Genomic DNA, 13,302 nt, shown 5'->3' with positions numbered 1-13,302 from the left:
TAAGTGATGACACGGTTTCCATTTCAATTAGGCGTTCACCCTATCAACTGGGTCGGCGAAGATGTTAAAGAGCATGGCAATGATACCACTTACGAGCAGATTTTGGACGATATACATTCCTTGGGTCTTAAGGGTACAGAGATGGGCAGAAAGTTCCCGACGGATCTCGTATTGCTGAAAGAAGAGCTGGCGAAGCGTGATATTCAGCTAGTCTCCCAGTGGAAATCCGTATTGTTCTCCGATCCTGCTTATCGTGAGCAGGAGCTGGAAGCTTTCCGGGAGCATGCCAAATTCCTGCAGAGCATGGGCAGCAAAGTTATAAGCACCTGCGAGGTAGGCGGCTCTTTGCACTTCGATCCGAGACGGACGCCAAATGAGAGTGAAGTCATTCGTCTTGATGAAGCGGGCTGGGCCAGCCTGGTAGAAGGCCTGAACGCTGCGGGCAGAATTGCCCAAGAGTATGGCTTGAAGCTGACTTACCATCATCACGGCGGCACTGCTGTAGAAAGCCCGGAAGAAATCGACAAGCTGATGGAGCTGACAGATCCACAGGCTGTATATCTGCTTTTCGATTCCGGTCATGCATTGTACGGCGGGGCGAATCCGCTGGATGTCCTGCGCAAGCATTATGATCGGGTGGCTTATGTGCATCTGAAGGATGTACGTCCAACGCTGCTGGAGCAGGCTAGAGCAGACGGCGTGGACTTCGTCACCTGCATTCGCAGAGGCGTGTTCACGGTTCCCGGAGATGGTTGCATTGATTTCAAACCGATTATCGGCGAGCTTGTGAGCCGAAACTATACAGGCTGGGCGCTCCTTGAAGGGGAGCAGGACCCAGGCGAGCATCCGGCTCGTGAATATGCAGAGAAGGCACTCCGCTACTTGGAATCTTTACTATAAACGAAGGAGGGTGAACCTATTGTCTTACATTTTTCCTTCCGGAAGGAAGTTTGACTTTACTGCGATTGGCCGCTTGTGCATCGATTTGAATGCGAATGAGATTAACCGGCCTATGGAAGAGACAATGACGTTTACCAAATACGTTGGCGGATCGCCTGCTAACATTGCGATTGGCATGAGCCGATTGGGCCACAAAACAGCATTTATCGGCAAGATTGCCGATGACCAGATGGGACGGTTTATCCAAGGGTACCTGGAGAAAGAAGATATTGATACCAGTAATGTCGTTACAGACAAGACGGGTGCGGTTACAGGACTTGCTTTTACCGAAATCAAGAGCCCGAGCGAATGCAGCATTCTGATGTATCGCGACAATGTAGCTGATCTGAAGCTGGGACCGCTTGAAGTGAATGAGGAACTGATTGCGAACAGTAAGGCTCTGCTTGTATCGGGTACAGCGCTCGCCGCCAGTCCTTCCCGGGAAGCTGTGCTTCTGTCCCTGGACTATGCCCGTAAGCATGGCACCACAGTCATTCTGGATATCGATTATCGTCCTTATACCTGGAATTCTGCCGAAGAAACAGCGGTATATTACAACCTAGCGGCTGAGAAAAGCGACATTATTATTGGCACAAGAGAAGAATTCGACAGCATGGAGCGGTTTGAAAATAATCACGAGCATAGCGACAGCTTCACAGCTTCCAAGTGGTTCAACTACTCTGCCAAACTCGTTATTATCAAACACGGCAAGGAAGGTTCCATCGCTTACACCGCAGAGGGGCTGGAGCAACGGGCTAAATCCTATCCGGCGAAGGTTATCAAGACTTTTGGAGCTGGCGACTCTTATGCCGCAGGCTTCATTCACGGGCTCATGTCCGGTCTGACTATTGAGAAAAGCATGGAATTCGGCAGTGCGGCAGCATGTATCGTCATTTCCAGCCATAGCTGTTCAGATGCCATGCCGACTGTAGCACAAGTTGAAGATTATATTGAACGCTGCAACCGCGGCGAAATCATAGCTGGCTAAGCAAAGCCGCGAAATCTACTATAAGCGAGGGACTACGATGACAACGAAGTTAAAGAACTGGATCGGCGGAGAATGGGTGGAGTCTTCCGCTGCACAATACGATGATGTGTACAACCCTGCTACAGAAGAAGTATTGGCGCAGGTGCCATTGTCTTCCAAGGGTGACGTAGATTCAGCGGTCCAAGCCGCCCGCAAGTCTTTTGAAAGCTGGAGCCGGACACCGGTTCCGCGCCGGGCACGCGTGCTTTTCAAATATCAGCAGTTGCTGGTGGATCACTGGGAAGAGCTGGCTACCCTGATTACGAAGGAAAATGGTAAAAGCTTGGGCGAAGCGCGTGGCGAGGTGCTGCGTGGGATCGAATGCGTCGAGTTTGCTGCAGGTGCACCAAACCTGATGATGGGTAAACAATTGCCGGATATTGCATCCAACATAGAATCGGGTATGTACCGTTATCCTATCGGCGTAATCGGCGGTATCACGCCGTTCAACTTCCCGATGATGGTACCTTGCTGGATGTTCCCGCTGGCGATTGCCGTTGGTAACACCTTTGTATTGAAACCATCCGAACGTACGCCGCTTCTGGCGAATCGTCTGGCTGAGCTGTTCCATGAAGCAGGCTTGCCAGCCGGCGTGCTGAACATCGTACACGGCGCACATGATGTCGTGAACGGTATTCTGGAGCATCCGGAGATTAAGGCAGTATCTTTCGTTGGCTCACAACCAGTTGCAGAGTACGTGTATACAACAGGTACGGCGCATGGCAAACGGGTGCAAGCATTGGCTGGCGCGAAGAACCACTCCATCGTGCTTCCTGACGCGGATCTCGATTTGACGGTTAAAGAAATCGTCAATGCTGCATTTGGCTCTGCTGGCGAACGCTGTATGGCTTGCGCGGTTGTAGTCGCTGTCGGTGATGTTGCCGATGAGCTTGTTGAGCGTCTGTCTGCCGCTGCCGATCAGATTACTATCGGTAACGGGCTGGAAGAAGGAACGTTCCTCGGTCCAGTGATCCGTGGCGGACACAAGGAAAGAACCCTTGGCTACATCGAATCCGGGGAAGCTGAAGGCGGTGTACTGGTTAGAGACGGACGGAAGGATGAAGCTGTTCAAAACTCCGGATACTTCGTAGGGCCGACCATCTTTGACCGGGTGAGCAGTGAAATGAAGATTTGGAAAGATGAAATTTTCGCACCGGTTCTGTCCGTGATGCGTGCAGATACGCTGGAGGATGCAATCGCTATTGCCAATCGTTCAGAGTTTGCGAACGGGGCTTGCTTGTTCACTAGCAACGGAAGCAGTGTGCGTCAATTCCGTGAAACTATCGATGCAGGTATGCTCGGTGTCAATCTCGGCGTACCCGCTCCAATGGCCTTCTTCCCGTTCTCGGGCTGGAAGAAATCGTTCTACGGTGATCTGCATGCCAACGGAACGGATGGCGTGGAATTCTTTACCCGCAAAAAGATGGTTACCGCTCGCTGGTAATCGATAATAGCAGCCTTACAACAACGAAATAGCAAATCCCCGGCTGTGAGCCGGGGAATGATGGAGTGGACTGAATCCATATAGAAGAGAAATCGGAATCGAATTTACACCCCACTACAGAAAGGCTGACGACTATGAAGAAGCTGAAATTCGGTATTATCGGCGCCGGCAGAATCGGAAAAATCCATGCCGACAACTTGATTAGACATCCGCAAGCAGAAATTCTTGCTGTGAGCGACCTGTTCGCAGGTCCGGAACTTGAAGAATGGGCAGCATCCAGAGGCATTGCTATCGTCACTAAGGACAGCGAAGAGATTCTGAACCATCCTGAGATTGACGCTGTATTTATCTGTTCTTCCACAGATACGCATGTCCCTCTGATCAAAAAGGCGGCAGAGCAAGGCAAGCATATTTTCTGTGAAAAGCCGCTCAGTATGGATATCCGTCAGACTGAAGAAGCCATCGAAGCCGTATCTAAGGCAGGCGTACAACTGCAAGTCGGCTTCAACCGCCGGTTCGATCACAACTTTAAACGGGTGCGTGAGCATGTACAGAACGGTGCCATTGGTGACACTCATCTGATCAAGATTACCTCCCGGGATCCGGGGCCACCACCAGAAGCATACATTAAGGTCTCTGGGGGCATCTTCATGGATATGATGATCCATGACTTTGATATGGCGCGTTTCCTCTCGGGCAGTGAAGTTGAAGAAGTATACACACAAGGTAGCGTACTGATTGATCCTGTGTTCGGCCAATATGGCGATGTGGATACAGCGATTGTGACCCTCCGTTTCGCGAACGGTGCGCTTGGCGTCATCGATTGCAGCCGCAAGGCGGCTTACGGTTATGACCAGCGTGTAGAGGTGTTCGGATCGAAAGGCTCTGTAACGGCCGCTAATGATTTCCCGAATACGGCTGTTTTGAGTACAGAAGACGGCATCCAAAGCGACAAGCCGCTGCACTTCTTCCTGGAACGTTATAATGCAGCATATGTAGATGAAACACAGCAATTTATCGATACCCTCCTACTAGGCAAGGCAGTTTCGGTCAATGGAAATGACGGCTGGCAGGCGGAAAGAATTGCCCGGGCAGCGAAGCTTTCTATGCAAGAGAACCGTCCGGTAAAACTCTCGGAATTACAATAAGGAAAGGTTGTGAAAAGCGTGAGCAAGCTGATTGTTAGTCCGGATTCCAAGCGTTCAGGAAATCATCCCGCTCTATCGGTAACACCGGAGTCCGCTGGCTGGACCTATGTAGGCTTTGAGGTCTATCGACTGAGTCCAGGCGAGACGTTAAGCCAGTCTACAGACGGAAACGAGGTATGTCTCGTGCTTCTGAGTGGTAGAGCAGACATCGCGACTGCCAATGCTTCCTGGCTCAATATCGGGCAAAGAATGAGCGTGTTCGAGCAGATTCCACCTTATTCTGTCTACGTCCCGAATGACAACCGTTTCAAGGTAACTGCTGTTACTGAACTGGAGCTTGCGGTATGCAAGGCCCCAGGCCACGGAAACCATGACGCTCGTCTGATCGCGCCTAGCGATGTAGGCGTTGAGGTTAGAGGAGAAGGGTCTACGCAGCGGTTCATCCATAATATTTTACCGGAGCAGGAACCGGCCGACAGTCTGCTGGTGGTCGAGGTATTCACACCGCAGGGGCACTGGTCGAGTTATCCTCCGCATAAGCATGACCGGGATGCGCTCCCTGACGAATCACTACTGGAAGAGACGTACTACTTCCATGTGAAGCCTGAGCAGGGCTTTGCCGTTCAGCGTGTATATACGGATGACCGTTCCCTCGACGAGACGCTGGCTGTCAAAGATAGCGAAGCCGTGCTCGTACCGAAAGGTTATCACCCTGTTTCAGCGCCTCCAGGCTATGATGTATACTACTTGAACGTGATGGCTGGACCAACCCGGATCTGGAAATTCCACAATGATCCAGATCACGAATGGCTCGCACAGCCCCGCACTACTGCTCCAACTGAGAGTGAATGAGTGTTGCAAAAAGAGTATATTCATCGGATAATAACGTGATAGGGGTTTGACCGAAGAGAAACTATCCCTTAACAATCCGATAATAATGAGGCTATGCCATGAAAGCAACCACGATATATGATGTTGCGAAGGAAGCGGGCGTATCGATTGCCACCGTCTCCAACGCAATTAACGGCAAAGGGAAAGTAAGCAAGAAAAGGCGTGAAGAAATTCTGCAGGTGATGGAGCGGCTGAATTATCAGCCCAGTGTCATTGCGTCTGCTTTAATGGGGAAGAAGACCTACACGATAGGTCTTCTGATTCCTGACGTCTCCAACCCCTTTTTCTCTGAGATCGCGAGAACGGTAGAGGACCTGGCACATTCAAGCGGCTACAGTGTCATCGTTTGTAGTACCGACAACAGGGATGAACGTGTGGAGAAATACATCCGGCTGTTGGAGCAAAAGAACGTTGACGGAATTCTGATCGGAACCGGCTTGGAGAATGCGGAAATTCTGGCGCTACTCGCAGAAAAATCCTTTCCGATCGTTATGATTGCGCGGGAGGCCGCGGGCATTTCGGTGCACAGCGTCCTGACGGACGACTTCAGAGGCGGTGAGCTTGCCGCCCGGTATTTGCTAGGTAAGGGCCACAAGCAAGTGGCGGTTCTTTCGGAGAATTTCAAGGTGAGCAGCAGCTTTGAGCGGGTCAGAGGCTTCCGGTTTGGATTATTCGAAGCGGGGATTTCACTGAACCCGGAGGAGATTCTCTCTTGCGAGTCGAATATTAAAGACGGCAAACGGGCAGCCGCTGCGATCATACGGAGATCGGAACGTCCCACGGCTTTGTTCTGCTGCAACGATTTGCTTGCTATCGGCGCTCTGCAAGCTGCTAAGGAAGCGGGTATATCCGTACCGGAGCAGCTCTCGATCATCGGCTTTGACGATACCATACTGTCCACGGTGACGAACCCGACGCTGACAACCATTGCCCAGCCTATGGATCAGATGGTGAAGCTGGCGTTCGATCTGCTGATCGGCAGTCTGGATAACGCAGATGATATAAAGCAGAGAATTGTCATGCAGCCGGAACTGGTCATCCGGGAATCCACAGGCAGTCCGCCAATCGAATGAAGAGGATGGTCATAAAGAATATGGACGACAAGAGGTTAATTATCTTTTTTGACAGCGGCGATACCATTGTAGATGAATCGACCGAGATTCGGGACGAAGAAGGCATCGTTATCAGTGCGGATCTGATCCCTGGTGCAGATATCACGATTCAAACTCTGCATGAGAGAGGCTACACACTGGCCTTGGTGGCCGATGGTGATGCACAATCTTTCAAGAACGTATTCAAGCAGCATGGACTTCACGATTATTTCAGCGCAATGATTATTTCTGAGAATATTAAAGCGATCAAACCTAGCCCTCGGATGTTCAAGGCCGCAATCGGCGCGCTTGACTTGTCTGAGCAAGATTTCTCCCGGACCGTTATGATTGGAAACAACCTGAGCCGCGATATGAAGGGAGCCAACGCACTTGGCATCACCAGCATCTTTCAGAGCTGGACGCCGCGTTATCCTCACGAGCCGGCGGATGAATCCGAACGGCCGACACATACCGTCAGTGAACCGCTGCAATTGCTTGAGCTCATTGAACGGCTGAATGCCGAACTGCAATAATAAGGCTGATTGCCTGTTGTATAGATTGTGCTAGAAAATATCATTCGGGGATAAGGACATCTGTCCTACTTTGAAAATTTGAAATTCAATCTATGCATGCCCTTTGTCCGAAGAATTGGTTATTAACCATCCTTCGGACAAAGGGCTGTTTTTTTTATACTAGAGGTTTGACCACCACCTTGGGCCACGCACCGCGCGCCGGGAGGCGCACGCGGCGCGGAATGTATAGATAACAGGCTTATAAACACAACGCAATTTCGAAAATGACTCGGACGTGTAATTAACAGTCTTTATGTAGCCTAAGGTACAAAATAGAAATGAACCCTTCTGTATGCTTAGTTCACAAGGATTGCACGGCTTCAACTGACAAATGCGCCGAAAAGTTCAATTCACTTGATAGGGCATTGTAATAACGGGAATAACTCCTGTTATTTTGATTAAATTCTCTGCTTTTCTAAAAATAACTGGAAAATGTCCTGTTAATTACCTCATGCCAAGATCATTGAGGAATAAAACAGGTATTTAACTGGAGAAAATCCCTTTATTCACAGAAAATAAGGTGAGAGGGGAAAATTAACGGTATATTTTCCTGTTATCAAATCCTTCCTAAGCTCGAACGTAGACTCAGGCGAATATTCCGGTGAAGTGTGGACTGCGGTTGTTGCTCTCTTATTTTTTCTAGGTGGGGAAGTCCAACATTCACCGTAGTGACAACCGAGCCTTAAGTTCGTATCTAAATTTGTCTAATTTAGCGATAAATGTGGCGGTTCTTGAACAGGATTGTACAATAGCTATATCGAACTATCTTTTTCATGAGAAAATGACTAAAGAAAGATAGCAATACGGAATTGAGGTAGATGCCATACATGGAAGAACAACAACATCAGAAGCCGGATCGGAAGCCGCTTTTATATTTGCAAACTGCTGATTTGGTGCTGGAGGAAATTCGCAAGCGTAAGTTGCAGCCCCATGATCCGGTGCCGTCTGAGGCAGAGCTGGCCAAGCTGTATTCTGTCAGCCGAATGACAGCTAAGCTTGCGCTGCAAATTCTGGAGAAGCAGGGGATTGTATACCGGCTGGCGCGGCGAGGTACCTTTATGTCAGGTGACTATTTGGGACCGGATAGGGAGATTGCAGCGGATCAAATCGAGGAGGGCAAAACGCTGCTTAAGCGGAGAATCGCCCTTTTGATTCCGAACGTGGATGATTATGTGGCTAGAATTATAGCATCCGTTGAGCGGGAAGCCCGCAAGTCCGGTTGCCACCTGCTTATTCGCATGACTACCGATAAAGAGGATGAGAGCACCAGCCTTCAGGAGTTATATGATGACGGAGTTGACGGAATTATTCTATACCCTCGAGGCAGAACACATTGCAGCGAGAAGGTACTGGAGCTTAATTTGCTAAACTATCCGCTGGTGATCATCGATCGAATTTTTCGCGAGGTTAACATTGATTGTGTGTATCATGACCATCATCAAGGCGCCTATAATCTGACGGAATATCTGATTCAGAGAGGGCATCGGGAAATCGGTTATCTCTCAATGCCATTCGACGGAGTGACAAGCCGGGAAGACCGTTATAAAGGATACATGCAGGCCATGCTGGATTATGAGCTACCTGTGAATGGGCGTAATATTAACCTGAACTGCTCAGAGGATTACATGCTGGACCTGAATGGCTCCAATCAGGAGCTGGTTGATTTTATGCAAAATAATCCTGACATGACGGCGGTCCTCTGTGCGGATGATTATCTGGCGACTTCTTGCTTGAATACGGCTCTGTCAATCGGCAAACCGGTACCTGATGAGCTGTCCATCATCGGGTTTTCAGATATCCAGCTCGCCAGTTTGTTGCCGGTCCCGTTGACCACAGCCAGACAAACCACCCAGCAGTTGGGCCACGCGGCAGTCAATCTTCTCTGCAAACGTATGGAGAATTCCAGGGAAGGAGCGGTATCGATTAAGGTAAACACGACCATTATCGAACGGAGCTCTGTACGGGATCTCAATCTCTGAATGTAACAGGGGTTTTCAGTCCTTAAGCCTATATGATCACATGTTCGTGATCGTATAGGCTTTTTATATGTCAGTGACATATGGAATTATTTTTCTTGGATATGGAAAACAAATCTCAGTAGTGTTATCTTCATCCCTAAAAAGTGCGAAAATATTGTAAAATATGGTCAAATACTAAAAAGTATGCTCGAAATAATTTACAAAACAAAGTTGATTTTATTATTGTATATGTCACTGACATGGATTACCCTGAGGGTATAGTTATCTTTAATCATGAAAGGAGGACCTTTTGGAAAGCGTTATCATACATCCTGAACATAGACCTACAGAAGCCTGAAGACATGCATGTTAGCAGAAAATGAAATCATTATTCGAAGAGGAGCCCGAATATGACAATCAAATCTTTGCTTGCAACATCGTTCTTGGCAGTATCTCTTATTTTACCGGTAGCAAAGCCTGCAATGGCAGAAGAAGCTCAGCCAGCGACGGCGGAAGACAACCAGTCAGCGCTGGCGGCAGATAATAATCCGGTAACCGTGTATCGGGATGGTGATTTTGGCGGCAGTTCCCAGCAGTTTGGGATTGGCCTTTACAATGTAAACGAGCTAAATGTCGTCGGCAACGACAAAATTTCTTCAGTTAAGGTAGCATCGGGCTACCGCTTGACCCTGTATCGTGACAAGGACTTCTCTGGTGACACTAAGCAACTAACCAGCGATGCAAGCTGGCTGGATGACTTCAATGACGCTACTTCCAGTCTTAAAGTGGAGAAGATTGGTGGTCCGAACAAGCCGGTGATTGCTTACTCCAATTCTCCTTATGGCGGATTCGAGCAGCAGTTTGATATCGGCAATTACAATGTGGATGATCTGAAGGCTGGAGTGGGGAATGACGCTATTTCTGCAATTCGTATAGCCCCGGGTTATAAGGTTACACTATTCAAAGATTATAACTACTCCGGTGCCTCCAAGGTTCTGACCGCTGATGCGATCTATGTAGGCAGTGACATTAATGATTCGGTATCCAGCTTGAAGGTGGAGGCCATTTCACCACAGGATTCTACAACCAGAGCGGTGCCAGGCAATGCTTACAGCGATACGGCCAAACGTGAGATTTTACAAACCTTTGCGCCAAGGATCTGGTTCGCCCAAGGAGAGACTTACTTCCCGGCTTCTGTAGAGTTCACGCTGCCTCATCTGGACCGCTATATCAATCCTGGCTCTGGACTGTATGAATTCAAAACTAAAACGGAGCTCAACCCTTATACACTAAAGCTCCCTTATTTCTCAGGCGATTTGGCCACTGCTCCAATCTATGCGTTCTGGGTAGAGAAGGAGTATAACAATGTCGATCTGGTATACTTCCAGTACAGCGCCTATGATCTTGGTAAGACCGTATTCGGTACAGAAGTAGGCGATCATGTAGGGGATTGGGAACGTGTAACCGTCAGATTGGCCAAATTCACGGATCAAGGCACGAATTTTATTAAACCGGTTCAAGTTTATTATGGTGCCCATTCCTTCGGCACAACATACAACTGGAATGAAGTAGATAAAGTGAATAATACTCATCCCGTAGCCTATTCTGCTTTCGGCTCCCACGGAATGTGGAAAGATCCAGGCAACCATGTGTATAAAGAGCTGGTCGTTACACAACTGATTGATGTGGCGAACCAAGGAACCGCATGGGATACATGGAACAATATTCAGGCATTCCAGTACTACCCGAACTCATTAACTGGCAATGGCCTCGGCAATGCGTGGCCGTCCTGGCTGGACAGAGATTACAGCAACCCGAACAGTCTCTCGGTGTACAAATTTGGTAATCCTGCCCAAGGCTCCTTCTTTGGACAGCCGCTCCTCGCTGGCGGACCTACCGGCCCGCAAGAAAAAGGCGCGCTTACGAACGATGTAGTTCTTGACTAATTTATTTGAAAAACGGAGGCATACAACCATGACTAGCAGAAAAAAAGTACACGTTGTTTTTAAGACTCACCTCGATATCGGTTTCACCCATCTAGCAGCAAATGTAGTAAAGCAGTACATGGAGGAGTATATTCCAAAAGCAATCGCGCTAGCTGCGGAGCTTGAAGCCAAAGGTGGCAAAGAGCGTTTCGTGTGGACCACAGGCTCCTGGTTGATTCGCTATTACTTGGATCATGCGTCTGAAGAAGGCAAAAAAGCTATGGATGAAGCAATCCGCAAAGGGCACATCGTCTGGCATGGTTTGCCGTTCACAACGCATACCGAACTAATGGACCCGACCTTGTTCCGCTACGGTCTGTCGATCAGTCAAGAACTGGATGCTCAGTTCGGCAAAACGACGATTGCTTCGAAGATGACAGATGTACCCGGTCACACCCTGTCGATGGTGCCATACATGAGCGAAGCAGGCATTCGCTATATGCACCTTGGCGTGAACCCGGCTTCTATGCGCCCAGACGTGCCGAAGCTGTTCAGATGGCAGGCGGCAGACGGCAGCGAGATCATTGTTAACTATGCTGGAACTTACGGTGAAGCTGTAGAGCTCGACGATCTTGACGATATCCTGCTGTTCGCGCATACCGGCGACAACTGTGGACCGCCAAGTGCAGAGGAGATTCGTGAGCAGTTCGAGCATATTCAAGAGCGTTATCCGGATGCTGAGATTATCGCTTCTTCGCTGGATGCTTTTGCTGAAAAATTGCTCACTGTTAGTGATCGACTGCCTGTTGTGCGTGAAGAGCTTGGAGATACCTGGATTCACGGCGGAGCTACTGATCCACTGAAGGTTGCTAAGCTTCGTGAGCTGCAGCGCTTGAGAGATAAGTGGCTGGCTGAGGGCCGGATCGATATCGCAAGCGCCGAGTACAAAGGTTTCAGCGACGCCTTGCTGCTTGTTGTAGAGCATACGTGGGGACTTGATGTGAAGAAATGGCTACCGGATTTCCGCAACTACGCGAAGCCAGACTTCAACAAGGCGAGAGAAGTTGACGATATTGACGTGAATGATATTCCGGCCAAATTCCAATACATCGGTGCATTTGCTATGGACGAGTTCGACAAGCATTCCAGCGGATTGTTTGCTTCCGAGACCAGCCGCCGCACATACTCGATGATCGAGAGCTCTTGGGCGGAGCAGCGTGGATATCTGGACACAGCTGTCGCAGCATTGAGCGAAGATAAGCAAGCGGAAGCACGGGCAGCTTTTGAACAATTGAAGCCAGTGAAGAATGAGCTGTCCGGGTCGTCTGCGTTTGTCAGTCATTCGGCTTACAACAGCGGCGGCTATGAGGTAGCCTTCAATGAGAACGGCGCTCTGATCCAGTTGATCGACGGCAACGGCAAGAACTGGGTGGATGCCCAGCATCCGTTTGGTGAATACGTCTACGAGACTTTCGGCACAGATGATTACAACAGATATTTCCGTACGTACATGCAGAACTTGCCTTTAACGCATCCGTGGGCAGATGCCGACTTCAGCAAGCCTGGTTTTGAGTTCGTGCGTCCGCTGCCAAGTCATGGCATTTACAAGCCAATTGTACGGGAGTTGCAAAAGACTCGTGGTGCGAACGGGGATCAATACTTGCTTCGTCTGTCCATGCCTAAGGAAGCTCATGAAGTATACGGAGCACCAAAGGAATTGGAGCTGATCTACACCTTTGCCGGAGACGGTGGAGTGGACGTTAGTCTGCAGTGGTTCGGAAAAGATGCTAATCGCTTGCCGGAAGCCAGCTGGTTCAGCTGTGGCCTGAAGGTGGATAACCCGAATCTGTGGATGATGGATAAGCTCGGCGGTCCAATCTCGCCACTGAGTGTGGTGAAGGACGGCAACCGTAATCTGCATGCTATAGATCGTGGTGTTTTCTATGAAGGCGCAGACGGCCTGGCTTCGATTGCAGCGCTGGATTCTGCACTTGTTGCGCCTGGTGAGAGAAGACTGCTGCAGTTCGACAATACTTTTGTTTCGCTGGCAGGGGGATGGCACTTCAATCTTCACAACAACAAATGGGGAACAAACTTCCCGATGTGGTACGGGGATGATGCGAAGTTCCGCTTCCGTCTGAACACACATTCCAATCTTAAATAAAAGGAAATAAGCAGGGGTTTTACCGAAATTTGATGATCAGCTAATAATCCTAGTACATTTGAGTCCTATAATAGGACAAGTAAGAGGGATTAGCGGGTTGCAAATAAGGTGAAGCCCTTTTTTATTCATCTTAAAATAATATT

General features: G+C 49.2%; 10 protein-coding genes. All 10 read left to right on the top strand.

Annotation, left to right across the window (positions count from 1 at the left end):
- The first annotated feature begins 6 nt into the window (after window positions 1–6).
- The 10 genes from iolE to ACFRAM_RS03685 all read left to right on the top strand — a co-directional run bounded on the left by iolE (window position 7) and on the right by ACFRAM_RS03685 (window position 13,159).
- Window positions 7–900, top strand: a complete 894-nt coding sequence (gene iolE, locus ACFRAM_RS03730) for a myo-inosose-2 dehydratase (protein WP_379464581.1) — start codon at window positions 7–9, stop codon at window positions 898–900.
- Between the two features lie 19 nt (window positions 901–919).
- Window positions 920–1,927 (top strand): 5-dehydro-2-deoxygluconokinase, encoded by a 1,008-nt coding sequence (iolC, locus tag ACFRAM_RS03725; protein ID WP_066362782.1) that lies wholly within the window; start codon window positions 920–922, stop codon window positions 1,925–1,927.
- Between the two features lie 37 nt (window positions 1,928–1,964).
- The gene (locus ACFRAM_RS03720; protein WP_379464580.1) at window positions 1,965–3,410 is read left to right on the top strand and encodes a CoA-acylating methylmalonate-semialdehyde dehydrogenase; all 1,446 of its coding nucleotides are present in this window, start codon (window positions 1,965–1,967) and stop codon (window positions 3,408–3,410) included.
- 134 nt (window positions 3,411–3,544) lie between these two features.
- Window positions 3,545–4,558, top strand: coding sequence for an inositol 2-dehydrogenase (iolG, locus tag ACFRAM_RS03715; RefSeq protein WP_175372457.1), 1,014 nt, complete (start codon window positions 3,545–3,547; stop codon window positions 4,556–4,558).
- An 18-nt stretch (window positions 4,559–4,576) separates the two neighbouring features.
- A complete protein-coding gene (iolB, locus tag ACFRAM_RS03710; RefSeq protein ID WP_175372458.1) occupies window positions 4,577–5,410 on the top strand; it encodes a 5-deoxy-glucuronate isomerase in 834 nt (277 codons plus the stop codon).
- Window positions 5,411–5,508: 98 nt separating this feature from the next.
- Window positions 5,509–6,522, top strand: a complete 1,014-nt coding sequence (locus ACFRAM_RS03705) for a LacI family DNA-binding transcriptional regulator (RefSeq protein WP_379464579.1) — start codon at window positions 5,509–5,511, stop codon at window positions 6,520–6,522.
- A 5-nt stretch (window positions 6,523–6,527) separates the two neighbouring features.
- A complete protein-coding gene (locus ACFRAM_RS03700) occupies window positions 6,528–7,073 on the top strand; it encodes an HAD family hydrolase (protein ID WP_175372460.1) in 546 nt (181 codons plus the stop codon).
- Between the two features lie 866 nt (window positions 7,074–7,939).
- The gene (locus ACFRAM_RS03695; protein WP_379464578.1) at window positions 7,940–9,091 is read left to right on the top strand and encodes a GntR family transcriptional regulator; all 1,152 of its coding nucleotides are present in this window, start codon (window positions 7,940–7,942) and stop codon (window positions 9,089–9,091) included.
- Between the two features lie 389 nt (window positions 9,092–9,480).
- Window positions 9,481–11,016 carry a Vps62-related protein gene (locus ACFRAM_RS03690; RefSeq protein ID WP_379464577.1) on the top strand — a complete coding sequence of 512 codons (1,536 nt, stop codon included), beginning with the start codon at window positions 9,481–9,483 and terminating at the stop codon, window positions 11,014–11,016.
- Between the two features lie 28 nt (window positions 11,017–11,044).
- Entirely contained in the window at window positions 11,045–13,159 is a 2,115-nt protein-coding gene (locus ACFRAM_RS03685; protein WP_379464576.1) for a DUF5054 domain-containing protein, read from the top strand.
- Window positions 13,160–13,302 lie beyond the last annotated feature (143 nt).

This window comes from Paenibacillus sp. NPDC056722, from assembly GCF_042790635.1.
GTDB lineage: Bacteria > Bacillota > Bacilli > Paenibacillales > Paenibacillaceae > Paenibacillus_AQ > Paenibacillus_AQ agri.
Note: the sequence above shows the minus strand (reverse complement) of the source record. Positions and strands in the feature narration are given on the sequence as shown.